This window comes from Aeromonas sp. 2692-1 (genome assembly GCF_013085505.1).
GTDB classification, from domain to species: domain Bacteria; phylum Pseudomonadota; class Gammaproteobacteria; order Enterobacterales; family Aeromonadaceae; genus Aeromonas; species Aeromonas hydrophila.
In genome coordinates, this window is the sequence record NZ_CP038513.1 from 3,360,903 (window position 1) to 3,385,615 (window position 24,713).

General features: G+C 53.8%; 28 protein-coding genes. 11 read left to right on the top strand and 17 right to left on the bottom strand.

All coding sequences use genetic code 11. The annotated features are described in order from the left end of the window. The first annotated feature begins 41 nt into the window (after positions 1-41). The 8 genes from pyrD (at position 42) to rmf (ending at position 9,526) form a co-directional block, all read left to right on the top strand. Complete coding sequence (gene pyrD, locus E5E97_RS15845; RefSeq protein WP_113995028.1) at positions 42-1,052, top strand: quinone-dependent dihydroorotate dehydrogenase; 1,011 nt, start codon at positions 42-44, stop codon at positions 1,050-1,052. 87 nt (positions 1,053-1,139) lie between these two features. Beyond that, positions 1,140-1,676 carry a cell division protein ZapC gene (locus E5E97_RS15850; RefSeq protein WP_029303055.1) on the top strand — a complete coding sequence of 179 codons (537 nt, stop codon included), beginning with the start codon at positions 1,140-1,142 and terminating at the stop codon, positions 1,674-1,676. 268 nt (positions 1,677-1,944) lie between these two features. After that, a complete protein-coding gene (locus E5E97_RS15855; RefSeq protein WP_024945229.1) occupies positions 1,945-2,448 on the top strand; it encodes a hypothetical protein in 504 nt (167 codons plus the stop codon). Between the two features lie 693 nt (positions 2,449-3,141). Continuing rightward, on the top strand, positions 3,142-5,313 hold the full coding sequence (rlmKL, locus tag E5E97_RS15860) for a bifunctional 23S rRNA (guanine(2069)-N(7))-methyltransferase RlmK/23S rRNA (guanine(2445)-N(2))-methyltransferase RlmL (RefSeq protein ID WP_171280541.1): 2,172 nt from the start codon (positions 3,142-3,144) through the stop codon (positions 5,311-5,313). Beyond that, complete coding sequence (locus tag E5E97_RS15865) at positions 5,313-5,537, top strand: glutaredoxin family protein (RefSeq protein WP_171280542.1); 225 nt, start codon at positions 5,313-5,315, stop codon at positions 5,535-5,537. Before rlmKL ends, E5E97_RS15865 begins: the two co-directional genes overlap by 1 nt. Positions 5,538-5,617: 80 nt before the next feature. Then, complete coding sequence (locus tag E5E97_RS15870; RefSeq protein ID WP_118881243.1) at positions 5,618-7,540, top strand: ABC transporter ATP-binding protein; 1,923 nt, start codon at positions 5,618-5,620, stop codon at positions 7,538-7,540. Positions 7,541-7,548: 8 nt separating this feature from the next. Further along, positions 7,549-9,186, top strand: a complete 1,638-nt coding sequence (locus E5E97_RS15875) for a DUF3466 family protein (protein ID WP_029303051.1) — start codon at positions 7,549-7,551, stop codon at positions 9,184-9,186. A gap of 163 nt (positions 9,187-9,349) precedes the next feature. Then, positions 9,350-9,526 carry a ribosome modulation factor gene (gene rmf / locus E5E97_RS15880; protein WP_010674759.1) on the top strand — a complete coding sequence of 59 codons (177 nt, stop codon included), beginning with the start codon at positions 9,350-9,352 and terminating at the stop codon, positions 9,524-9,526. A gap of 82 nt (positions 9,527-9,608) precedes the next feature. Here rmf and fabA read toward each other — a convergent pair whose 3' ends face one another. The 3 genes from fabA to E5E97_RS15895 form a co-directional block, all read right to left on the bottom strand. Then, positions 9,609-10,169: a 3-hydroxyacyl-[acyl-carrier-protein] dehydratase FabA gene (gene fabA / locus E5E97_RS15885; RefSeq protein WP_016350690.1), complete on the bottom strand. Its 561-nt coding sequence runs from the start codon at positions 10,167-10,169 to the stop codon at positions 9,609-9,611. A gap of 81 nt (positions 10,170-10,250) precedes the next feature. After that, positions 10,251-12,230: a Lon protease family protein gene (locus E5E97_RS15890; protein ID WP_118881242.1), complete on the bottom strand. Its 1,980-nt coding sequence runs from the start codon at positions 12,228-12,230 to the stop codon at positions 10,251-10,253. 154 nt (positions 12,231-12,384) lie between these two features. Continuing rightward, positions 12,385-12,606: a hypothetical protein gene (locus tag E5E97_RS15895; protein WP_171280543.1), complete on the bottom strand. Its 222-nt coding sequence runs from the start codon at positions 12,604-12,606 to the stop codon at positions 12,385-12,387. Positions 12,607-12,745: 139 nt separating this feature from the next. On the opposite strand from E5E97_RS15895, the gene E5E97_RS15900 reads away from it, so the two are divergent. Then, complete coding sequence (locus E5E97_RS15900) at positions 12,746-12,967, top strand: hypothetical protein (RefSeq protein ID WP_171280544.1); 222 nt, start codon at positions 12,746-12,748, stop codon at positions 12,965-12,967. Positions 12,968-12,978: 11 nt separating this feature from the next. Here E5E97_RS15900 and E5E97_RS15905 read toward each other — a convergent pair whose 3' ends face one another. The 8 genes from E5E97_RS15905 to E5E97_RS15940 form a co-directional block, all read right to left on the bottom strand. Continuing rightward, entirely contained in the window at positions 12,979-13,233 is a 255-nt protein-coding gene (locus E5E97_RS15905) for a hypothetical protein (RefSeq protein ID WP_171280545.1), read from the bottom strand. A gap of 513 nt (positions 13,234-13,746) precedes the next feature. Beyond that, positions 13,747-14,949: a zonular occludens toxin family protein gene (locus tag E5E97_RS15910; protein ID WP_171280546.1), complete on the bottom strand. Its 1,203-nt coding sequence runs from the start codon at positions 14,947-14,949 to the stop codon at positions 13,747-13,749. A gap of 3 nt (positions 14,950-14,952) precedes the next feature. Continuing rightward, the gene (locus E5E97_RS15915; protein ID WP_139397650.1) at positions 14,953-15,267 is read right to left on the bottom strand and encodes a DUF2523 family protein; all 315 of its coding nucleotides are present in this window, start codon (positions 15,265-15,267) and stop codon (positions 14,953-14,955) included. Between the two features lie 3 nt (positions 15,268-15,270). Next, positions 15,271-16,632, bottom strand: coding sequence for a hypothetical protein (locus E5E97_RS15920; protein WP_253265089.1), 1,362 nt, complete (start codon positions 16,630-16,632; stop codon positions 15,271-15,273). Positions 16,633-16,748: 116 nt separating this feature from the next. Continuing rightward, positions 16,749-16,961, bottom strand: coding sequence for a flexible pilin (aerA, locus tag E5E97_RS15925; protein ID WP_029303045.1), 213 nt, complete (start codon positions 16,959-16,961; stop codon positions 16,749-16,751). Between the two features lie 304 nt (positions 16,962-17,265). Then, the gene (locus E5E97_RS15930; RefSeq protein ID WP_171280547.1) at positions 17,266-17,619 is read right to left on the bottom strand and encodes a hypothetical protein; all 354 of its coding nucleotides are present in this window, start codon (positions 17,617-17,619) and stop codon (positions 17,266-17,268) included. 34 nt (positions 17,620-17,653) lie between these two features. After that, the gene (locus E5E97_RS15935; RefSeq protein ID WP_171280548.1) at positions 17,654-19,102 is read right to left on the bottom strand and encodes a replication initiation factor domain-containing protein; all 1,449 of its coding nucleotides are present in this window, start codon (positions 19,100-19,102) and stop codon (positions 17,654-17,656) included. Next, positions 19,089-19,325, bottom strand: a complete 237-nt coding sequence (locus E5E97_RS15940; protein ID WP_171280549.1) for a hypothetical protein — start codon at positions 19,323-19,325, stop codon at positions 19,089-19,091. Before E5E97_RS15940 ends, E5E97_RS15935 begins: the two co-directional genes overlap by 14 nt. A gap of 130 nt (positions 19,326-19,455) precedes the next feature. Between E5E97_RS15940 and E5E97_RS15945 the strand changes: the two genes are divergently transcribed. Continuing rightward, a complete protein-coding gene (locus E5E97_RS15945; protein ID WP_139397662.1) occupies positions 19,456-19,782 on the top strand; it encodes a helix-turn-helix domain-containing protein in 327 nt (108 codons plus the stop codon). A 210-nt stretch (positions 19,783-19,992) separates the two neighbouring features. Here the strand turns inward: E5E97_RS15945 and E5E97_RS15950 are convergent, their stop codons facing one another. Continuing rightward, on the bottom strand, positions 19,993-20,214 hold the full coding sequence (locus E5E97_RS15950; RefSeq protein WP_171280543.1) for a hypothetical protein: 222 nt from the start codon (positions 20,212-20,214) through the stop codon (positions 19,993-19,995). 139 nt (positions 20,215-20,353) lie between these two features. Between E5E97_RS15950 and E5E97_RS15955 the strand changes: the two genes are divergently transcribed. Further along, positions 20,354-20,575, top strand: a complete 222-nt coding sequence (locus tag E5E97_RS15955) for a hypothetical protein (RefSeq protein ID WP_171280544.1) — start codon at positions 20,354-20,356, stop codon at positions 20,573-20,575. A gap of 11 nt (positions 20,576-20,586) precedes the next feature. Here E5E97_RS15955 and E5E97_RS15960 read toward each other — a convergent pair whose 3' ends face one another. The 5 genes from E5E97_RS15960 to aerA (E5E97_RS15980) all read right to left on the bottom strand — a co-directional run bounded on the left by E5E97_RS15960 (position 20,587) and on the right by aerA (E5E97_RS15980) (position 24,569). Then, on the bottom strand, positions 20,587-20,841 hold the full coding sequence (locus tag E5E97_RS15960) for a hypothetical protein (protein ID WP_171280545.1): 255 nt from the start codon (positions 20,839-20,841) through the stop codon (positions 20,587-20,589). Between the two features lie 513 nt (positions 20,842-21,354). Beyond that, the gene (locus E5E97_RS15965) at positions 21,355-22,557 is read right to left on the bottom strand and encodes a zonular occludens toxin family protein (RefSeq protein ID WP_171280546.1); all 1,203 of its coding nucleotides are present in this window, start codon (positions 22,555-22,557) and stop codon (positions 21,355-21,357) included. 3 nt (positions 22,558-22,560) lie between these two features. Further along, positions 22,561-22,875 carry a DUF2523 family protein gene (locus E5E97_RS15970; RefSeq protein ID WP_139397650.1) on the bottom strand — a complete coding sequence of 105 codons (315 nt, stop codon included), beginning with the start codon at positions 22,873-22,875 and terminating at the stop codon, positions 22,561-22,563. A gap of 3 nt (positions 22,876-22,878) precedes the next feature. Further along, positions 22,879-24,240 (bottom strand): hypothetical protein, encoded by a 1,362-nt coding sequence (locus tag E5E97_RS15975; protein ID WP_253265089.1) that lies wholly within the window; start codon positions 24,238-24,240, stop codon positions 22,879-22,881. 116 nt (positions 24,241-24,356) lie between these two features. Further along, positions 24,357-24,569: a flexible pilin gene (aerA, locus tag E5E97_RS15980; RefSeq protein WP_029303045.1), complete on the bottom strand. Its 213-nt coding sequence runs from the start codon at positions 24,567-24,569 to the stop codon at positions 24,357-24,359. Positions 24,570-24,713: the final 144 nt, after the last annotated feature.

The following is a 24,713-nucleotide window of genomic DNA, read 5'->3' on the forward strand; positions in this document are numbered from 1 at the left end:
AAGCCCCGGCCAGTTGCCGGGGCTTTTTTTAAGGAGCAAACATGCTGTACCCTCTCGCTAGGCATTTCCTGTTCAAGCTCAACCCGGAACAGGCACACGATCTCTCCATCAAATATTTGCCCCGCCTTCTCGGTACGCCGCTTGATTGTTTCTTCCGCCACTCCTTGCCCAAACGCCCCGTCACTGTCATGGGGCTTTCTTTTGCCAATCCGGTGGGTCTGGCGGCCGGTCTGGACAAGGATGGCGAGTGTATCGATGCCTTCGGGGCCATGGGATTCGGTTTTATCGAGGTCGGTACCGTCACCCCCAGACCCCAGAGCGGCAATGACAAGCCGCGTCTGTTCCGGGTTATTCCGGCAGAGGGGATCATCAACCGGATGGGCTTCAACAACAAAGGGGTCGACCACCTGGTTGCCCAGGTCAAGAAGGCCAAATATCAGGGGGTGATCGGCATCAATATCGGCAAGAACAAGGACACCCCCATCGAGCAGGGCAAGGATGATTACCTGATCTGCATGGACAAGGTGTATGACCATGCCGGTTATATTGCCGTCAATATCTCTTCCCCCAATACGCCGGGGTTGCGTTCACTGCAATATGGCGATGCGCTGGATGAACTGTTGGCCGCCCTCAAGGTTCGTCAGCAGGAGCTGGCCGCGCAATATAAGAAATACGTGCCACTGGCCGTTAAAATTGCGCCGGATTTGACTCCGGATGAAATTAATCAGGTGGCCGCGTCTCTGATAAAAAATGGCATTGATGGGGTGATTGCCACCAATACCACCCTTGAGCGCGACATGATTTATGACATGCCCCATGCCGCTGAAGCGGGTGGCCTCAGCGGTCGTCCCTTGCAGCACAAGAGCACCGAAGTGATCCGCCTGCTGGCCAAGGCACTGGATGGTGCGCTGCCCATTATTGGCGTTGGTGGCATCGACAGTGCCATGGCGGCCCGCGAGAAGCTGGCAGCGGGTGCCAGTCTGGTCCAGATTTACAGCGGCTTTATTTATAAGGGGCCGGATCTGGTCAAAGAGATTGTGACCCATATATAAGAAATAAATCGGTGCCCTTTATTTAAAGTTGCTGAAATTCTCGACATGGAATAAAGTCGAGTAACGACTTTCAGTAAGGGCACCTGCATGTGTATCCAACCCAATGACAATTGGCAGTGGCATTATGATGCTCATGATGATCGTCTGATGCTGGATTTATCCGATCGCATGATCTTCGCCACCGAATATAAAGGGCGACAGCTTGTCCCATGTTCCTTCACCACCCAGCCTTTTTGCGTGGATGATGCGGCGCTCTATTATCAGCTGATGGACAGGGTTGCCGAACTGGAGTGGAGCGTACCGCATCAGGTTCAGCTGGTACTCAATGCCATCGCTGTCAGCCGCTTTTACAAACCCCTGATGCCACAAAGCTGGTTCTTTGGGGAAACCCACCCCGCCATTATTCCCGAAACCGGTGCGCTGGTGTGCATGGGCACTCCTCACGGCAAAGGGGAGTTTCTGGTGATCGAAGCAGGTGAACAGGCCAGCGTCTGTTTGAACCTGACTGACGATCTCATATTGACCACCAGCAAGACCTTGCCACGTTTTGGCGTTATCAAGGTGATGAACAATCGCATGAGCCCAAGGCCGGTGGCACAGGCGCAATATCGCCAGGTGAGTTGATCTTTTTCAACTGTGGCTGTTTTATGACCATATGGCAACTGGGCTAAAATTAGCCAGATGTCACCTTTTAACATGCTATTCTGAATCCAATCTGAATTTCCCCCTCACGGTGGGCGATTATTTTTTATTGCTGCCGGACGCTATCCTTGAAAACGTGAACTGTGCCACTTGAGGCTTTCCTGCAAACTCCGTAATCTCAAAATGCGAGTGTAATAATGTGCGTGTATCTGGTTGATACGTGTAAGTAGCATGATCAAGGAAATGACTCATGAAAATAAACAAGTATCTACTGACCAGTAGTCTGTTTCTTCTGCCTCTGACCACATCAGCGACAGAAGATATATCGGTTCTCGTCTACGGAGCATCCATACACAGTGGATGTGAGAAGGCCAAAGGCCCACATGGCAAGACCTGTGACTTTAACAATATCAATCCGGGGTTGGGGGTAGACTGGGCATTTTTGGGGAATCAGGAGACCGGCAAGCTTTCGCTGCGTGGCGGTGGTTATGAAGACTCCTATGAGAAATTTGCCGCCTATGCCGGCTTTATGTATCGCAAGGAGTGGTATCTCACCGAGAGTGTTTTTGCCGGCTTGGGCTTGCAGGCTGGCTATCTCGATGGATCAGGAGTCAATGGCTTCGCCATGCTGCCCATTGTCAGTCTGGGCTATAAAAATGTCGCCTTGGAAATTGGGTATGCGCCCAAGATGAACAATGTTCCTGGTCGCAAACATGTGGCTGTGACCTCATTTGGTTTGCGCTGGGCAATTTAATGTTGTCATGCTAATTGCGAAGACCCGCATCAAGCGGGTCTTTTACATTGGACTAGCGCCACATTGAACCGCTGCGAATGGATGATCATGAAAGCGTGTATAACGCAGATTTTGGCGTTTCATAGGCATCAGATAAAAATGCCCTCCGATCAATTTGATAAGAGGGCGGCAAACACACACTACAGGAGGAATAAGCGGTTGTATCAACAACACGGGATTATTCTAAATCCTGTAGTTTCTCTTGAAACCTGATAGATGTGACAGTCGGACAATAGCGATATGAACAGAGAGAGGAGGAAAAAAATAGCCCTCCCGTTTACGGACGATAACGGGAGAGCCAAACACGGGGTTTACAGAAAGGACTTGCTCTGTCGTGGGAATAATAACGAGTTGAGTCTTGTTTGACGCCTGTCAGATATGGCAGCGGGATAGCTCACCTATTCCTGACCATGGCCATGTCATATATGGTTGCTGCCTCAGCAAGGTAATACCGTGCCAATGAGAGATGCCCGAGCAAACTAGGTTATTGTTTGAACTGCGCTGAGCAGCCCGTACATTTTTTATTCGTCAGATCCTTCCTGCGCGCATGCCTCGCCAGAACGGCCAAAGGGAGGAGGCGGCGCATGTCAGATGCCTTCTGTTTATGCCGTCACTGGCAAGCTTTTGCTGCTCCGGATCGCGGCTTAAGGTATAATGCGGCACTATTTTTATGGGTTCTCCGTGAGCGTGATGAAAGAATTTTTTGCAACCTGCCCCAAAGGGCTGGAAAACCTGTTGGCCGTCGAGCTGACCAACCTGGGCGCAGAGCAGGTCCGTGAGACCGTGGCTGGCGTGCATTTCAAAGGCGAACCGGCCATTGGCTACAAGGCCTGTCTGTGGAGTCGTTTCGCCTCCCGCATCGTGCTGGTGCTGTCCGAATTCCAGATGAATGACGACCTGGATCTCTATCTGGGTGCTCACACCATTCCCTGGGAAGAGCACTTCTCCGGTACCTCCACCATTGCCGTGGATTTTACCGGTACCAATCCGGCCATTCGCAATACCCAGTACGGTGCCCTGAAGATCAAGGATGCCATCGTCGATCGCTTTACCAAGCGCGGTCATGTGCGTCCTGACGTGGACAAGAAGTCGCCGGACATTCGCATCATGGCGCACCTGGGCAAGGGCAAGGCCAATATCACGCTGGACTTGTCAGGCCCCGCGCTGCACCAGCGTTTCTACCGTCAGGGCACCGGCGAAGCGCCGCTCAAAGAGAACCTGGCCGCCGCCATGATTGCCCGTAGCGGCTGGGCCGGCGAGCCCATGATGGACCCCATGTGTGGTTCCGGTACGCTGCTGGTGGAAGCTGCCTTTATCGCCGCCGACATGGCACCGGCCCTGCGCCGCGAGCGCTTCGGGTTCGATCGTTGGCTGCAGCACGATAGCGAGCTGTGGCAGAGCCTGCTGATGGAGGCGCAAGTACGGGCCAAGCGCGGCATGCAGCGCTGCGAGGTGAAGCTGTTTGGTTGCGATGCCGACAGCCGCGTGCTGCTCAAAGCCCGCGACAACGCCAAAGCCGCCGGCGTGGCCCATCTCATCACCTTCAAACAGGCCGATGTCACTGCGCTGGAAAACCCGCTGCCGATGCCGGCAGTGGAAGGGGAGGCCCGTCAGGTCGGCATGCTGATCTCCAACCCCCCCTATGGCGAGCGTCTTGGCGAGTTCCCGGCACTGCTGGAAGTCCACCAGGCGCTCGGCGATGCCCTGCGTCGCAGCTTCCAGGGCTGGAAAGTCTCCATTCTTTCCGCATCCCCCGAACTCTTGAGCTGCCTGCGTCTGCGCGCCGACAAGCAATACCGCCTGTTCAACGGCGCCCTCGAGTGTCAGCTGCGCAACTACCAGATTGCACAGGACTCCGTTGCTTCCCAGAAAGAGGTGGCGCAGGACTTTGCCAACCGTCTGCGCAAGAATTTGAAGACCCTGGAGAAGTGGGCACAGAAAGAGAACCTCGACTGCTATCGCCTTTACGATGCCGATCTGCCGGAATACAACGCCGCCATCGACCGTTATCAGGACTATCTGGTGGTGCAGGAGTACGCGGCGCCCAAGGACATTCCCGCCCAGAAGACCCGCCAGCGTCTGCTCGACATGGTACAGGCCGCCATCAAGGTGACCGGCATGGACGGCGAGAAGGTGATCCTGAAAGTGCGCGAACGTCAGGAAGGCAAACAGCAGTACCAGAAGCTCTCCGAAGAGCAGCACCGGATGGAAGTGCAGGAGTACGGTGCCCGTCTGTGGGTCAACCTCTATGACTATCTCGACACCGGTCTGTTCCTCGACCACCGTCAGACCCGTCGCATGCTGGGTCAGATGGCCAAGGGCAAGCGCTTCCTGAACCTCTTTGCCTACACCGGCAGTGCCACCGTGCACGCGGGGTTGGGTGGTGCCAGCGAGACCACCACGGTGGACATGTCGCGCACCTACCTCAACTGGGCACAAGACAACATGCGCCTCAACTCGCTGGTGGGCCGAGAGCACAAGTTCGTGCAGGCCGACTGCCTGAAGTGGCTCTCCGAGGCGGACGAGCAGTACGACCTCATCTTCATTGATCCGCCCACTTTCTCCAACTCCAAGCGGATGGACGAGAGCTTCGACGTGCAGCGCGATCATCTGCTGCTGATGCAGCACCTGAAGCGGCTGCTGGCCGCGGGTGGCACCCTGGTGTTCTCCAACAACAAGCGCCACTTCAAGATGGATCTGGCCGGTCTCGAGGCCATCGGTCTCAAGGCCCAGAACATCACCGGCAAGACTCGACCCAAGGATTTCGAGCGCAACCAGCATATCCACAACTGCTGGATCATCACCCATGCGGAGGCTGAGGCCTGATGCTGACCCTGTTTCATACCGACGGTTGCCACCTGTGCGAACAGGCGTGGGCGCTGGTGGAGCAGGCTGGTCTTGCGGCCGATACTCGCCAGTGCGACATCATGGATGATGAGCAGTGGCTGGCAACCTATCGGGTGCACATTCCGGTACTGCGCGATGAGGCGGGGCGTGAACTGGGTTGGCCCTTCACCCTGGCTGAGCTGCAAGCGTGGCTTGCCAGGTAGGGGTGAGCGGGCGATTTGACGATGAAACGGGGGGAGATCCAGTCTGCCACCCGTTTTTTCATTAGCAATAAGGAACAAGAATGGCTCTTTTGACATTGCACGGCGCGTCGTTGTCGTTCAGTGATTTTCCGCTGCTCGATCAGGCCGAGCTCACCATCGAGCGGGGCGAGCGCCTCTGCCTAGTGGGGCGCAACGGGGCGGGCAAGTCCACCCTGATGAAGGTGATCGCCGGCGAACTGCCGCTCGATGACGGCCGTCTGGTGCTGCAACAAGATTTGAAAGTGACCCGTCTCGAGCAGGATCCCCCCGCGTCGAGCGAGCTCACCGTGTTTGACTACGCCGCCGAAGGGCTGGCCGGGGTAGGGGAGCTGCTCAAGCAGTATCACCATATCTCCATGGAACTGGCACACGATGCCTCCGATGCCAACATCCGCAAGATGAGCCAGCTGCAGGAGCAGCTCGACTACCAGAACGGCTGGCAGTTCGAGACCCGCATCAACCAGGTGCTGACCCTGCTCGGTCTGGATCCCGACGTGACCCTCGACAGCCTCTCCGGCGGCTGGCTGCGCAAGGTGGCACTGGCCCGCGCGCTGGCCTGCGATCCAGATCTGTTGCTGCTGGACGAACCGACCAACCACCTGGACATCGATGCCATCAACTGGCTGGAAGAGTTCCTCAAGGATTTTCGCGGCGCCATCGTCTTTATCTCCCACGACCGAGAGTTCATCCACAAGCTGGCGACCCGGATCATCGATCTGGACCGCGGCGTGATCACCTCCTGGCCCGGCAACTACGACGAGTACCTGCAGGGGAAAGAGGAGTGGTTGCGGGTCGAGGAGCTCAAGAACGCCGAATTCGATCGCAAGCTGGCCCAGGAAGAGGTGTGGGTACGCCAGGGGATCAAGGCCCGTCGCACCCGTAATGAGGGGCGCGTACGCGCCCTCAAGGCGATGCGGATGGAGCGGACCCTGCGCCGTGAACTGCAGGGCAAGGCCAAGCTGCAGCTGGACGAGGCAAGCCGCTCCGGCAAGCTGGTATTTGAGAGTGAAGGCCTGGGGCTGGACTTTGGTGATCGCACCCTGTTCCAGGGGCTGGATCTGCAGGTGCTGCGCGGCGACAAGATTGCGCTGGTCGGCCCCAACGGCTGTGGCAAGTCGACACTCATCAAGCTGCTGCTTGGCCAGTTGAGCCCAAGTCGTGGCACGGTCAAGGGGGGCACCAATCTGGAGGTGGCCTACTTCGATCAGTACCGCGAGCAGCTCGATCCCGAGAAGACGGTGGTGGACAACGTCGGGGAGGGCAAGCAGGAAGTGATGGTGCGCGGCCGCTCCCGCCACATTCTCGGTTACCTGCAGGACTTCCTGTTTGAACCAAAACGGGCACGCACCCCGGTGAAAGCCTTGTCAGGGGGCGAAAAAAACCGTTTACTGTTGGCCAAATTGTTCTTGAAGCCCAGTAATTTACTGATCCTCGATGAACCAACCAACGACCTGGATGTCGAAACGCTGGAATTGCTGGAAGAGCTGCTGGCGGACTACCCCGGCACCCTGTTGCTGGTGAGCCACGATCGTCGTTTCATCGACAATACCGTGACCGGTTGCTGGTTGTTTGAAGGGGACGGGCAGATCAGCGATTATGTGGGCGGTTACGCCGACATGATGGCCACCCGCGCTCAACAACAGGCACAGCAGTCTGCGCAGCAAGTCGCCAAACAGGCGCAGAGCAAAACGCCAGAGCCTGTCGTGGCGCCGGCGCCTGCTGCCACAAAAGCCAAAAAGCTCTCTTACAAGTTGCAGCTGGAGCTGGATAATCTACCCGCTCGACTGGAACAGCTGGAGGCAGAGCTGGATGCCCTGCAGACCGAGATCAACCACCCCGGTTTCTTCTCCCTGCCGAGCGACCAGACTCAAGCCAAACTGGATGCCCTGAATGCAGCAGAGGCTGCATTGGAACAAGCCTTCTCCCGTTGGGAGGAGTTGGAAGCGTTGAAACATCAGGACTAAGGAAGTAGATGAAAAAGCAATTATCCATGCTGGCCATTCTGGTCAGCGCCAGCCTGCATGCCCAGGCGGCACAAAGTCCCTTTTTCACCATTGTCGATGCGTCCGACAAGGGGTACGCCAGCGGGATCAGCGGCGATGGCAACGGGCTCATCGGGATCAATACCAAGAACAACATGGCCGAGCACTTCTCGACCGTGCGTTTCGCCGACTTCCTGGTCGATCGTTTCCGTTTCGAGCAGGGCTGCATGCTCTCCAACTCGGTCTGCAACTCCTTCTGGAACGACAACAGCAACTTCGCCTATCAGTGGCGTCGTGACTTCCTCGACGGGGTCGACCAGCGCAACAACGTAGGTTACGTGCAGCTGGGCGAGACAGACGGTCTGGTGACCGCGCTGGGCGACGTACCCGGTACCCGGGCGGGCTACAAGATGAGTGGCAAGCTGCGCACTGCCTTCGCCGTGGTCGAGGAGGGCAACCCCGTCGAGCTGAAAGACGGCGCCGGCACTCACAGCCTGAGCGTACCGACCAGCATCAAGAAGCTGGACAACGGCCAGTATCTGGTGACCGGTACCGCCGCCACCGGCAAGAACATTGCCGTCAACTCCGAAACCTACAACTGGTGCTTTGCCGGCAACGACGGCCAGTACGGCGATTACCGCTACTGCCCGGGCCTCAACACCCAGGCCAGCTTCTGGCTGGTCAACAGTACCGGCACCTTCAACAAGCTGCTGCAGGCCAACGAGTATGCCCGCGCCCGCAACGAAGTGGTGCAGACCGCCTCCGCGCTCGGAGTGGGTAAATTCAACGGCAATCTGTACGGGGTAGGGTACTCCTCCACCGGCGAGATCGGCACCAACTACCTGGACGGTCGCAACCTGGCCGCTTACTGGACACTGGATCTGGATGGCAGCAAGGTTGGCACTACCCAGATCATCCCGCTGGCCGAAGGCGAGCCCGGCAAGGATGACGCCAAGCTGCAACACAGCTGGGCCGTGGGGGTCAACGACAACGGTTATGTGATCGGCAACCAGCTCTATCGCATCAACAAGGGCCAGAACCGCCCGGTCGAGATGTTCGTGTTCAACCTGAACACGCCGACCACCAACGCCGTGGTCTCCCTGCAGGACAAGCCGCTCAGCGGCTCCGGCTCTGAAGCGGCCGCCATCAACAACCACAACATGGTGGTTGGCTGGCGTGATTCCCGCCATCAGACCCAGCCCGTGGTCAACGGTACCAACCGCATGCAGGAAGGTTTCCTGCTCAACGCGGCGACCGGCAACAACTGGTATCTGAACGATCTCATCTGTGGTCTGGATGATGCAGGAGCCAAGCAGTGTACCCAGAACGGTTACTACTACCACATCGCCTATGCCAGCGGCATCAGCAGCAACGGTACCGTTGCGGCCACCGCTTATCGCTACAACAGCGAGAGCGATCTGAACAACCGCACCAATGCTACCGTGGTCAGCGTCAAGCTGGCACCGGTGGTAACCGACTACAAGAACAACGATCCGGCCGGTTATGTGGTCGCCAACGCACCGGTCAACAATCAGACCGGTCAGGATGGCGGCAGCGGTGGTGGCAGCCTGTTCTGGTTGACTCTGCTGGCCCTGCCATTCGCCTGGCTGCGCCGTTTCCAGCGCTAAAATGTTGTGTCACTAAAAATTAATGCGGTTCAGTGTCTTGTGTCACAATGACCGGATAGCATGAAATTTTTTGTTTGACCCTGCCGACCCCCTGGGGTAAAGATGAAAGCGACCGATGAAAAATTGGTCGCTTTTTTTGTTCCACGGAAGAGGGTCGTAGATGATGAAGAGACAAAAACGGGACCGTCTGGAAAGAGCTCGTGCTCGTGGTTATCAGGCTGGCGTGGTCGGCAAACAGAAAGAAGCGTGTCCGTATCAATGCCTGGATGCCCGTGGGCATTGGCTTGGTGGTTGGCGTGATGCCATGGAAGGGCGGGGCTCAGGCCTCTTCATGAAGTAGCCGGTACTTCATCACTCATTGCAAAAGGAAAGGGGCCATGATGGCCCCTTTACGTTGTTCAGTTTGACCTGCGGGTCAGCACTTAGAATGCGGTGGTGTCCTTGAACAGACCCACTTTCAGATCGGTTGCGCTGTAGATCGGGCGACCATCCACTTCCACCACGCCATCGGCGATCCCCATCACCAGCTTGCGGTTGATGACGCGCTTGAAGGTGATCTTGTAGGTCACTTTCTTGGCGGTCGGCAGGATCTGGCCAGTGAATTTCACCTCGCCAACCCCCAGTGCACGACCCTTGCCGGGGCCGCCTTTCCAGCCCAGGAAGAAACCGACCAGTTGCCACATGGCATCCAGACCGAGACAGCCAGGCATGACCGGATCACCGGGGAAGTGGCAATCGAAGAACCAGAGATCCGGCGTGATATCGAGCTCTGCCAGGATTTCGCCCTTGCCATGCTCACCACCGTTGTCATTGATCTTGACGATGCGATCCATCATCAACATGTTGGGGGCGGGCAGCTGACTGTTACCCTCACCAAACAGTTCGCCACGGCTGCAGGCGAGCAGCTCTTCACGGGTAAACGAGTCTTTGCCTTGTTCACACAGGGAAAGGCGGGCATCAATGGTGGTATTGTCTACGGTCACGCTGTTTATCCTTCAAATGGGTCAAAGCCGGGCCAATTTAGCGTACAGTTGTTCGCTAAACAACTCCGATCACTTCTTTTCTCACCGTCCGAACACTCGACCAAGCAGGCGGCGCAGCACGCCACCCTTGATGACGTCGGTGCCGTTGAGCTCATCCAGCCGCTGCTGGATCCGGCCGAACAGGGTATCCGGCATATCCGGCTCACCGGCAACACAACCAGTCAGCAACTCGATGGCCTCTTCCACATGATCCACCGGATGGATATGGAACTGGCCGGCTTCGACGGCCGCGATCACCTCATCGGACAGGTTGAGCTGCTGGGCATTGGTGCCGGGCAGCAGGATCCCCTGTTTACCGGTGAGACCGTGGATCTTGCACACCCGGAAGAAGCCTTCGATCTTCTCGTTGACGCCGCCGACGGCCTGCACATTGCCGAACTGATCGACCGCGCCGGTCACCGCAAAGTGCTGGTAGATGGGCTGGCGGGCGAGGGCAGAGAGCAGGGCACACAGACCGGTCAACGAGGCGCTGTCACCATCGATCTCGTGATAGGACTGCTCGAACACCAGGTTGGCCGACAGCGGGGAAGGGTTCTCGGCACCGAACTTGTTGGAGAGATAACCGTGGATGATCATCATCGCCTTGGCGTGGATATGACCCGCCAGCTCCGCTTTGCGCTCGATGTCCGCCACATCGCCATCACCCAGATGCACTGTGGCGGTGAGGCGCACCGGCTCGCCGAAATCATAGGGATGCCCTGAGACCTGGATAACAGAGAGGCCGTTGATCTGGCCCACTTCCTCACCGTCGGTCTGCAGCAGGATCTGGCCGTCGATGACGCCCTGGTCTGACTGTTCGACCAGATAGTTGAGGCGGTAATCCTGCTCTTCCAGTGCACCGCGAATGTGCTCGTCGGTGACGACGTCCGCTTCCAGCTCGCGTGCCAGGCTGTCAGCCATCCGCATGATGGCAGAAAGTTGCACCTCGGAGAGCGACAGCCACTCCTGATGGTCGCACAGCCGACTGGCGTGGCGGCAAAGGGCGGCGAGGGCGGCCGGGGTGAAGTCCAGCAGCTCCCAGCGCTCGCGCAGCCAGGCCAGATATTGAAGATAATCAGGCAGATCCTCTTCGATGTTCACCTCGGAGACCAGGTCCGCGCGCAGGAAGATGCGCTCGGACATGTCGCGGTCCAGCATCTGGAACTCGGCCACATCCAACCGATCGCCGACCAGGATCAGCTTGAGCTTGATGGGGGTGGCTTCCGGGGTGAAGAAGGGGGTCAGGGTCTTGCCTTCCTGATAGGCATTCCAGTCCAGCTCGCCTTTTTGCATCGCGTTCTTGAGCTTGAACCAGAGATGGGGCTGATCCAGCAGCTCATCCAGCTGCAAAATAAGATAGCCACCGTTGGCCTGACGCAGCAGACCTGGTTCCAGCAGGTGCTGGTTGGCATAAACCGAACCTTGCTCGGTCTGATAGTTGATGGAGCCAAACAGGGTATCCCAGTTCAAATCCCGTCCATAGATGACCGGCGCTTCCTGCTCTTCATGGTGGATCAGCAGGTTGATGAGTACCGGATGTTGGAATTCGAGCCCTTGAGCCACGTGCGCCGCCAGATCGGAGAGGAAGTCATCGATCTTGGGATCGTTGTTCTGCTTGCGCATGATGCGGGTGACCAGGCGCTCGGCATCCAGATGATGGCTCATCAGCTTGAGCAATTCGCCGACCATTTCACAGAACTCGAAGCCGGTGCCGGGTTGCAAGCGCAACCAGATGGGCTTGAACGGATTGTTCAGATTCTCGGTGTAGCAGAGATCGAACAGGTCGCCATCCTTGCCGTTGGAGGCGGCGATCAGCGTCTGGCAAACGCCTTCATAATCCACCCCAGGAAAACCGTTGAGCAGCATGACCGGGCAGTCGCCATCAAAGCTGGCGAGACGCTTGATGGCGGAAATGGCTCTGGGTTGCAAGGCGGCAAAGGGAATGGGTTCGAGTTCGCTGAGGGCAGGAAACTGTTCAATCGCAAAAACAGGTTTTAATTGTTCTGATGTTAATTCAGCCACTTAAGACATCCGGTCGGAGATAGGATCAATTGTTGCCATTATACACAGTTCAATAGGTGGTGACAGGAAACAAGATAGCTGATTTAACATAATATACATTATGCGCGGTCAGGCTTAGGGGCATGACAAAGGGGCCAGAGGCCCCTTGATTGCTTTATGCGCCATTGCGATACCGTGATGGCATGAGCAGTGCTGATTGTGGCTTGTCATCAGCGGTCGCCAAGCGCAAAGACTTTGGATTCAACTCAACCGTATGAAGGTCATCACCCACCTTGTACGAACACACGATCGAATCCGGTCTCACAACCTGAACTATCATGATCGCCCGCGAAAGCCCTTCGGCAATCACTTCAGTACCATATTCAAAATCAACCATTTTCTAAGCCTTATCCCAAGAGTGAGTCCCATTGTAACATGGCGGCCTGGACAAAATGTCAGCACTCAGATGCCCCCAACCAAAACAGGCCATCCGAAGTGGTAAAATTGCAATACATAAACAAAGAAGGAATTGCTCGATGGTCGACATGCTGTCTAAGTATGCCAAGTATGTGTTTTCCAACAAAAAAGAAGGTTTCATATTGCTAGCGCAATGGGGCCTGGCTGCCACCCTCGCTTATCTCGCACCTAAATGGGAAGTTCACCCGATCATCGCAGCAATGGCTTTGGCTTCGACAATGGTGCTAATCCTTGTCCAGAGGATTGGCGAGATGTTCAAAAAACTTATCGCCGATAAATAGGTTTATCGGCATCAACTGAGATTGGCCAGCTTGGCGGCCTTTGCCGCCTTGCACCGAGCTATCCGCTTGGCACGTGCCCGTTGCTCTGACCAATCAGTAACCCAAGCAAGCCCCATCAGCAGACAGCCAAACAAAACCGGAGCGGTTATGAACGCCACAGCGAAATAACAAACCGTCAGCATATCATCGGAGAGATCCCCGCTAAGGATGAGGCGGACGAATCCATACAGCATGGCGAGCATAAACACAGGAACAAAGATTGGCACCAGGTACCCTCCCCCAACAACATCAGATAAGCGGATTTGATCATTGCCGATCCTGGGAGTCAATTGCACAAGTAAGAGATAACAGCCCTGCGGGCTGGGCTTTCAAAGAAGCGTGCCCAGGGTTTGGCATCGGTGGAAGAATTCCCCCCGTATTACTACCCGGGGGGCTTGGCAGCCAAGCAACCCCAAAGCCACACAGAAAGCCCCAAAACAAGCTGACGCTGTGAGAGCGGCTTGTCTACGACAGGAGGCCAAGGAAGGCGCTAACCGTGCCCCATAGCCTTCGGCTGGGCACTGGAACTGGGGCAGTAAAGACCGGTTTTGCAGGAAAGGGGGTGATCCGGGCTCGGGGCCAGATGGGCGTGTTTCGCCGGGAGACGTCAGGAGGCTAAATCAACGGACGGGAGCGGCTTATAGGGGCTCCCGCCCCTGTTCACTGGCGCAATTGGAGCCGCAATTTAACATAAACATTCGCGTCACGCGGTCGCATGTATTTATGTCCGGGTATCATTTTCATGACTGGTCATCACTGGGTTTCCCTGTATTTTTGACCCCGGCAAAGAGGCCCGCATTGTATTTCCGGCGCAAGGTATCGCCTTCCGGGTCGCAATATACGTCCACAGGCTGCCCCTGATACTTCACCACCGCATGGCATGCACTCATTGGATCCACCCTAGCCAGTTCATCGGGCCAATCGTCCGCATCGAGCGGCTGCACGTTATCCCCTTTGCGCAGCGAAAAACAATATTGGACCCGGTACTCTCCCCGCTGATCCTTTATCAGGATATGGCAGCTGATAATCAGCTGATGGCCCGCAAACGGCCCTATAGCAAGGACACCAGCAGCAGACGCAGCAGGAGCGCCACTAGGACGTACATCAGAAGGGGCCGAACTACCCACCTCCCCAGCAGCCGGAGCAGCGGCAGAAGTGGTTTCAGCGGCCTTAGCGGGAGCATCAATATATTCAGGCTTGATGAAACCAAAAAATAAACAGAGTCCCCACACCGCCAGAAAAAACAATACTTTAGGGTCTCGTAATACCGAGCTACCCGCAATTGTATCCGAGACTTTACCGGTTGTAGTCGAGTCATAAAGCTTGAAAACATACTTGGGCACCTTATTGAACGGCTTGGCTTGCAGCACATCGGACATGGATGAGCCGGAGTTATCTGACAGGTGAAGGACGGTCTTATACCGGCCGCCTATCCCCAATATCGCCATATTGGTATGGCGAATCGCGGTCTCTGCGGCAGCCCGGATAACCTGATGCACCTTCTTGATATTTGGCGTGGTAAACACGAAATCCCAGTTATGGTGCCGGTGCATATCGAAGGCCACATCAATGGTTTCCGGCCTGCCATCTTCCTTGGCCACATCAGGCCCACCGGGATAATCGAGCCGATCTAAATCACTCTGACGCCACGCTGGCGGAAACACCCGCTGCACTTCATCGACCAGGAAGAAAGCGCCCTTGGGTGCCCAGTGGTAAAAGCGGGCCAACTTATCGCGCCCCTCTTGGGATTCCGTCTCGATATAGGTCACTTCGAATTCGTCAGGCACCTCCTTGCCCAGCACCTCCTTGCAACGCTCAGCCGTGAATCCGCGCACGTTGGTGATGATGTGGCGGCCCGCCTTGATGGCTGGCAGAACATCGGTATGAATGGCCCCTGACGACTTGTAAGAGCCCGGCGCACCGTGATGGATTTTGATAGACATGGATCACCACCCAAACATATTCAGCAAAAAGCGAGCAATAAAAGCCTGAGTTATTATCGAAATGCCCTTATCAAGGCGTAGATATAAAAGAATCCCTTTCATTTCCGCAGGCAGATTATTAAATGAAGCCGATATCAAATCGCTGAATTGCAAATTAATTAAAATTTGTTTGGCAACATCCCATGAAAAAGTGAGCAGGAATATTTTGAACTCCACCCACTGAATAGCCAACTTAATACTTATCCACGCTGCAAACTGCACCGCGAGTTGATATATGTCGCTGAAAAATCCATTAAACAAATCACCCAACCACTCCATATATCACCTCTTAGCCACTATCATCAGTGCGATAAAGTAAAAGATAAACATCAAGATGGCCGCCAACATCTTCCAATAGCCCCCGGCATCCGGGCAGATGGAATAAGAATGACCGAACATCGAAAACATATCAAAACACTTTGGCACCCCTGCTGACCCACTAAAGCTATAACGGAATGCATCAGCCATTTCTGTTTTTATTCCGTCATAAGTATTAGTAAGCTGACTCTTGGTTTCTTTGTATTTATTATTGATGGTTTCCAAGTCAAAAAAACACTCAGCCCCACCCTTACAAAGATTTGAGCTATATTCGGCACCGGCGACATGCAGCGGATTTTCACCAGAGCCGGGCATTTTAGAATAATCAATCCCCTGCCCTTCGCCACCACTACCCGTACCGCCCGAACCATCACCGCCACCTGTACCGCCATTTTTTAATGACTCAGCAATGGCCTTAATATTGCGATTCATTTCAATGCTGTTATTTCGCAAATCTTGCGCAGTATTCCAATAAAAATTATTAAAAGTGCTATTCAACTCGTGAGTGCTATCTTTAATACTGGAAACATCCCACTGATAACCCCTAACCAAATCATAAAAGTTTGCACCTATATGTGTTTGGGCAAAGTCAGGGCCGAATGTATTAGCGTTAATTTGCTTTAATTCGTTATATATTTTTTCAGCTTGAGCAGAATCACCAACACCAGAAGAGCCAGAACCAGAACCAGAACCAGAAGAGCCCATCTTTGAATTTATTGACTGCAATAAATCGTTGGACGCATTAATGCGCCCCAGAATTTCATTTGTAGCATTTTTAGATTGATAAATATCGTTAGCCATTCTATCCAAATGATAGAGGCTTGTTTTCATATCGCGATAAAGTGACTCAGCACTGTGAGCAATAGAATTAATATTATTTGAATCCTGCTTAGTACCATCTATCAGCTGATGAAGAGCCGAACCAAGGTTTTTATTTAGCTTGGCAACAGAACCAGAAACAGACGTCCCTGTCGCGTCACCAATGACCGGCTGAAAGAAATCCCAACCATTCACCACACCACCGCCATTCCCTTCATCTGGTGTATTGCCGCTGCCGTCAGAATCGCCGTTCCCGCTGCCGTTGGAGTCAGACCAGCTACAGGTGGTCCCTGTCGTCTCGACCGGCCCCTTGGTATTCGCCAAGGGAAGCTCGACACACACACCCTTGCAGTTAACAAGGCAGCCGCCATGCTCAGAACCTTCAAACTTGAGGCAGACCGGCAAGCGCGTAGCCATGGTGACGTTGCCCAGCTGCACCCCAACCGGACAGCCCCCAATGGCGAAGGCCAGCGAAGGAAACAGCAGTAAAAACAGACCAATGCGCACACTACCTCCCAATAAAAAAGGCGACCGGAGCCGCCTTTGTGTCATATCGAAAACGATGCCCTGTAGCCTTCAACAAAGAACAGGAACCACAGCGTCCCGATGAGCAAAGACATGGCTTAGGCTTTGCGCATCATGTTGATCAGGATGCCGACACCGACCACAGTCGCCACCACCATCATGACCTTGGGCGCGGTGATAGTGACGTCTGACTGGGCAGAGTCCAGGGCTTTACCGGCAGCCTCAGCGATGCCACCTTCGGCATGAGCGGCACCCATAGCAGCGACAGAACCAACCAGAGCAATACAACCGTTACGGAAGAAATTAGGCATTTTCGTTTATCCTCTTTTTGCACCAACAATTAACCGGGCAATAGCGCCCACTTTTAAACCCAAAGCCCACAATACAATCCCAGAGCTAAAGGCAATTCCCACAATCGATATATCGAACTGAAACCAGTTGGATATATCGGTGAGTTTAATGTGCTCTTGAGAAGTCAAGAGCACGTAAGAGCATGTTTCCGGCGGGGCCTGTTTTACGTACCCTTCGGAAGTTAAATCAACGCAGATCATTTATTTGGTGCCCTCGTCGTCGCTCGCTGCACGTCTTCGCTCCTCCTCCTCAGGCACCGGGTTATTACGGTTTTTTCTGGAGAGAGCCGAATTCGTCCTGTTTGGCCCCGCCTTCAATCTCGAAGCCAGCCACGATATTTCGGGCCGGGTTGCGTGGGTCAGCTTCCAGCAGCAGGGTGATGGGCTGAAGCTTGGGACAGTCAGCGATATTAGCCAGAATGATCGGGTCATTCTTGAGGGGCATTTCCTTGGCCTCAAAGCCCCAGTTATTGATTTGGCACTCGGGCATATCAATATTGGTGGCAGGCACCAAGAATTGCACGTTGGCAAAATCATACGGCTTAGGGCTCGCACCTTTGCGGGAAATACCTTTGCCATGGGTCACACACAGCACCATTACGCCAGTAATTTTCGACATATCTTTACTCTCCACTTGGATTATTAATGCCCGTTCAGTTGGGCTCGAAAAGCGGTATTTCGTCTAACTCTGGTGGCAGCGGCATCAGCAGCCGCACCGGTACATCATCAGGGCCTAAATGCCCAATTAATTGACGCACAATGGAATCGCTCGCCAATCCTTCGACATTCTTTAGATAGTTGACCAGACGACCTGCCATTCTGGACATATTGGTCACAGCATTATCGCGGCAAGTCTTGAATTTGTTCTTAAACGTGGTTATCCGTACCGGCTCGGTTACTTCTTTGACCAATTCATCCAGCCACTTGGCAAATTGCGGATACATGCCCGCGAAATAAGGGTCTGGGTTTATCAGCACATCCAGCGGAATAACGCGGTCTTTACTGTGTAGCTCGCCTTCGGCGCGCACCCAGTCGGGATATTCGGCAGACTCCATCTGCTTGCCCTTCTCATAAATGCGACCACATTTGCCATTAGCGCGAGAGCCGATATAGAAGGAACAGCCAGAAGACGCGATCATGCCAAAGCGCTTGGCCATGGCATTGTGAACCTCGGGAATAAACTCCCCAGCTTGAATGGCCATCCACTTGGGAGCCATACCGCGAGCCGGGTGAAAATGGCCTAATTCCGCCGCTTCGACCGCTCGCAGATAAGATATAACCGAGCCTGAGTAATCATCCAGCGCGAGGTCAACTCGAGTAATACGGAGCCCAGGCACCACAGAAATGACACGGTAAAGAGCGTCAAAGTCCAATCCATCACATCCGGCTCCAGTGAAGGAAACCATGCAGCCGTGGTTGGCAGCTCCCCAAGCCACAAGGCCACAAGCAATTCCATCGATAAGAATGTCACCACTATAGCTGTAGCCGTGCAGACCCCCGCGACGATGGCGGACGGTAAAGCGAGGCGCAGGGATCGGTACACCAATCTGGTAATTGAGCTCTTCAAAGAAAATCTCCAGTTCGCCACAACATAGGGCATCGAGAAACTGCACTCCGTAGCAGTGGATCAAGTCGTTATAGGCGTCCCAATACTTGCCGTCCGGGTTGACCTCAAATTCAGAGAAATCAAGCAGGCTGGCGCAGACGGCCTTGAGTTCGCGGTGGATATCGGCGCGAGCGGTGTACTTAGAGGCCAATACCGTCTCCATGGCTTGAGTCATGGAAGGCGTGACCACGGCAGGCACATCCTGCTCGACTTCGACATAAAGCGGCTCTGGATAGGCCGCAGACCGTAAACGTTGCTCGGTTGCTTGGGCTCGGGTTTGCGGTGCCGGCTCTACCGGTGCCGGCCGGCGATAAATCAGGCCATTGGCAGCAGGCGCAGGCATGGCAGCAGCCAAAACAGAGGACTTGATATCAAAGCGCGGAATGGCCTTGAGCAAAGCGCCCTGCTTTGCCAGCTCAGTGATACGTTTGAGCGGCTCGGGAGTGAAGGTGAACGACAGAAAGTCGATTTTGGTTTTCGGGTTATGACCAGTCATCGAAAAAGACTCCTTGGTCATAGAACCCGCGCCATGTGTCCGCGGTCACTTCGACCGGCACAAAGTCAAAATCGGGGTAAGTCAGTGAGAGATAACGGCATAGCTCGGCGAGGTCGCGGAAGAACTCAACCTGACCAGCCACGCAAGCGGAGATGTCGCCAGTTGGCTCATCCTGCCAATACACATTGCGCTCTGGCTTAACAACGGCTGAAAAAGTGGTCATTCCCTGCCCCTATGAGGTACTGCGCTAAGTGCGCACCCATACAACTCGATGTGGGCAAGCATACAACCGAGTCCGCACGTATGCAACTAGGTGATGTAAAATCAGCAGGCATACACCAAGAGGCCGCGAAATGACGCATATAGGCGACAATATAAAACGCATACGTAAGCAGGCAGGACTAAGCCAACAAGACTTGGCCGAAAAATGCGGCATATCGAAGTCGCAACTGTCCCGGCTGGAAAGTGGTGAGCAGGAAAACCCGCTGATAAAGACGATCATCCCTATCGCTACCGCGCTAGGGGTGTCACTTGATGAAATTGTTTATGGGGAAACCACAGAGACAATGACGTACCTGTCCAAGGCCATCGAAGAGCTGCCAGAAGAGGACAAGGTTGCCATCAGAAAACTGATCAGGGGATGGATGCTCATCACCCACACGGAGAAGCTAGGCGACTGACCGCCGCCTGGCCTCGCATAACACGGGTTATATTAAACATTCTCGGGCGTCTGGATGATGCCAGCGAGCTGTCCCACATCCCTCCTACCTCTAAGCCCCCTGCCCCGCTCGATTGTGGCAGGGGGCCTAGTGTTCAACATAACCACTGTTCACATTATGCGCGGTCAGGCTTAGGGGCATGACAAAGGGGCCAGAGGCCCCTTGATTGCTTTATGCGCCATTGCGATACCGTGATGGCATGAGCAGTGCTGATTGTGGCTTGTCATCAGCGGTCGCCAAGCGCAAAGACTTTGGATTCAACTCAACCGTATGAAGGTCATCACCCACCTTGTACGAACACACGATCGAATCCGGTCTCACAACCTGAACTATCATGATCGCCCGCGAAAGCCCTTCGGCAATCACTTCAGTACCATATTCAAAATCAACCATTTTCTAAGCCTTATCCCAAGAGTGAGTCCCATTGTAACATGGCGGCCTGGACAAAATGTCAGCACTCAGATGCCCCCAACCAAAACAGGCCATCCGAAGTGGTAAAATTGCAATACATAAACAAAGAAGGAATTGCTCGATGGTCGACATGCTGTCTAAGTATGCCAAGTATGTGTTTTCCAACAAAAAAGAAGGTTTCATATTGCTAGCGCAATGGGGCCTGGCTGCCACCCTCGCTTATCTCGCACCTAAATGGGAAGTTCACCCGATCATCGCAGCAATGGCTTTGGCTTCGACAATGGTGCTAATCCTTGTCCAGAGGATTGGCGAGATGTTCAAAAAACTTATCGCCGATAAATAGGTTTATCGGCATCAACTGAGATTGGCCAGCTTGGCGGCCTTTGCCGCCTTGCACCGAGCTATCCGCTTGGCACGTGCCCGTTGCTCTGACCAATCAGTAACCCAAGCAAGCCCCATCAGCAGACAGCCAAACAAAACCGGAGCGGTTATGAACGCCACAGCGAAATAACAAACCGTCAGCATATCATCGGAGAGATCCCCGCTAAGGATGAGGCGGACGAATCCATACAGCATGGCGAGCATAAACACAGGAACAAAGATTGGCACCAGGTACCCTCCCCCAACAACATCAGATAAGCGGATTTGATCATTGCCGATCCTGGGAGTCAATTGCACAAGTAAGAGATAACAGCCCTGCGGGCTGGGCTTTCAAAGAAGCGTGCCCAGGGTTTGGCATCGGTGGAAGAATTCCCCCCGTATTACTACCCGGGGGGCTTGGCAGCCAAGCAACCCCAAAGCCACACAGAAAGCCCCAAAACAAGCTGACGCTGTGAGAGCGGCTTGTCTACGACAGGAGGCCAAGGAAGGCGCTAACCGTGCCCCATAGCCTTCGGCTGGGCACTGGAACTGGGGCAGTAAAGACCGGTTTTGCAGGAAAGGGGGTGATCCGGGCTCGGGGCCAGATGGGCGTGTTTCGCCGGGAGACGTCAGGAGGCTAAATCAACGGACGGGAGCGGCTTATAGGGGCTCCCGCCCCTGTTCACTGGCGCAATTGGAGCCGCAATTTAACATAAACATTCGCGTCACGCGGTCGCATGTATTTATGTCCGGGTATCATTTTCATGACTGGTCATCACTGGGTTTCCCTGTATTTTTGACCCCGGCAAAGAGGCCCGCATTGTATTTCCGGCGCAAGGTATCGCCTTCCGGGTCGCAATATACGTCCACAGGCTGCCCCTGATACTTCACCACCGCATGGCATGCACTCATTGGATCCACCCTAGCCAGTTCATCGGGCCAATCGTCCGCATCGAGCGGCTGCACGTTATCCCCTTTGCGCAGCGAAAAACAATATTGGACCCGGTACTCTCCCCGCTGATCCTTTATCAGGATATGGCAGCTGATAATCAGCTGATGGCCCGCAAACGGCCCTATAGCAAGGACACCAGCAGCAGACGCAGCAGGAGCGCCACTAGGACGTACATCAGAAGGGGCCGAACTACCCACCTCCCCAGCAGCCGGAGCAGCGGCAGAAGTGGTTTCAGCGGCCTTAGCGGGAGCATCAATATATTCAGGCTTGATGAAACCAAAAAATAAACAGAGTCCCCACACCGCCAGAAAAAACAATACTTTAGGGTCTCGTAATACCGAGCTACCCGCAATTGTATCCGAGACTTTACCGGTTGTAGTCGAGTCATAAAGCTTGAAAACATACTTGGGCACCTTATTGAACGGCTTGGCTTGCAGCACATCGGACATGGATGAGCCGGAGTTATCTGACAGGTGAAGGACGGTCTTATACCGGCCGCCTATCCCCAATATCGCCATATTGGTATGGCGAATCGCGGTCTCTGCGGCAGCCCGGATAACCTGATGCACCTTCTTGATATTTGGCGTGGTAAACACGAAATCCCAGTTATGGTGCCGGTGCATATCGAAGGCCACATCAATGGTTTCCGGCCTGCCATCTTCCTTGGCCACATCAGGCCCACCGGGATAATCGAGCCGATCTAAATCACTCTGACGCCACGCTGGCGGAAACACCCGCTGCACTTCATCGACCAGGAAGAAAGCGCCCTTGGGTGCCCAGTGGTAAAAGCGGGCCAACTTATCGCGCCCCTCTTGGGATTCCGTCTCGATATAGGTCACTTCGAATTCGTCAGGCACCTCCTTGCCCAGCACCTCCTTGCAACGCTCAGCCGTGAATCCGCGCACGTTGGTGATGATGTGGCGGCCCGCCTTGATGGCTGGCAGAACATCGGTATGAATGGCCCCTGACGACTTGTAAGAGCCCGGCGCACCGTGATGGATTTTGATAGACATGGATCACCACCCAAACATATTCAGCAAAAAGCGAGCAATAAAAGCCTGAGTTATTATCGAAATGCCCTTATCAAGGCGTAGATATAAAAGAATCCCTTTCATTTCCGCAGGCAGATTATTAAATGAAGCCGATATCAAATCGCTGAATTGCAAATTAATTAAAATTTGTTTGGCAACATCCCATGAAAAAGTGAGCAGGAATATTTTGAACTCCACCCACTGAATAGCCAACTTAATACTTATCCACGCTGCAAACTGCACCGCGAGTTGATATATGTCGCTGAAAAATCCATTAAACAAATCACCCAACCACTCCATATATCACCTCTTAGCCACTATCATCAGTGCGATAAAGTAAAAGATAAACATCAAGATGGCCGCCAACATCTTCCAATAGCCCCCGGCATCCGGGCAGATGGAATAAGAATGACCGAACATCGAAAACATATCAAAACACTTTGGCACCCCTGCTGACCCACTAAAGCTATAACGGAATGCATCAGCCATTTCTGTTTTTATTCCGTCATAAGTATTAGTAAGCTGACTCTTGGTTTCTTTGTATTTATTATTGATGGTTTCCAAGTCAAAAAAACACTCAGCCCCACCCTTACAAAGATTTGAGCTATATTCGGCACCGGCGACATGCAGCGGATTTTCACCAGAGCCGGGCATTTTAGAATAATCAATCCCCTGCCCTTCGCCACCACTACCCGTACCGCCCGAACCATCACCGCCACCTGTACCGCCATTTTTTAATGACTCAGCAATGGCCTTAATATTGCGATTCATTTCAATGCTGTTATTTCGCAAATCTTGCGCAGTATTCCAATAAAAATTATTAAAAGTGCTATTCAACTCGTGAGTGCTATCTTTAATACTGGAAACATCCCACTGATAACCCCTAACCAAATCATAAAAGTTTGCACCTATATGTGTTTGGGCAAAGTCAGGGCCGAATGTATTAGCGTTAATTTGCTTTAATTCGTTATATATTTTTTCAGCTTGAGCAGAATCACCAACACCAGAAGAGCCAGAACCAGAACCAGAACCAGAAGAGCCCATCTTTGAATTTATTGACTGCAATAAATCGTTGGACGCATTAATGCGCCCCAGAATTTCATTTGTAGCATTTTTAGATTGATAAATATCGTTAGCCATTCTATCCAAATGATAGAGGCTTGTTTTCATATCGCGATAAAGTGACTCAGCACTGTGAGCAATAGAATTAATATTATTTGAATCCTGCTTAGTACCATCTATCAGCTGATGAAGAGCCGAACCAAGGTTTTTATTTAGCTTGGCAACAGAACCAGAAACAGACGTCCCTGTCGCGTCACCAATGACCGGCTGAAAGAAATCCCAACCATTCACCACACCACCGCCATTCCCTTCATCTGGTGTATTGCCGCTGCCGTCAGAATCGCCGTTCCCGCTGCCGTTGGAGTCAGACCAGCTACAGGTGGTCCCTGTCGTCTCGACCGGCCCCTTGGTATTCGCCAAGGGAAGCTCGACACACACACCCTTGCAGTTAACAAGGCAGCCGCCATGCTCAGAACCTTCAAACTTGAGGCAGACCGGCAAGCGCGTAGCCATGGTGACGTTGCCCAGCTGCACCCCAACCGGACAGCCCCCAATGGCGAAGGCCAGCGAAGGAAACAGCAGTAAAAACAGACCAATGCGCACACTACCTCCCAATAAAAAAGGCGACCGGAGCCGCCTTTGTGTCATATCGAAAACGATGCCCTGTAGCCTTCAACAAAGAACAGGAACCACAGCGTCCCGATGAGCAAAGACATGGCTTAGGCTTTGCGCATCATGTTGATCAGGATGCCGACACCGACCACAGTCGCCACCACCATCATGACCTTGGGCGCGGTGATAGTGACGTCTGACTGGGCAGAGTCCAGGGCTTTACCGGCAGCCTCAGCGATGCCACCTTCGGCATGAGCGGCACCCATAGCAGCGACAGAACCAACCAGAGCAATACAACCGTTACGGAAGAAATTAGGCATTTTCGTTTATCCTCTTTTTGCACCAACAATTAACCGGGCAATAGCGCCCACTTTTAAACCCAAAGCCCACAATACAATCCCAGAGCTAAAGGCAATTCCCACAATCGATATATCGAACTGAAACCAGTTGGATATATCGGTGAG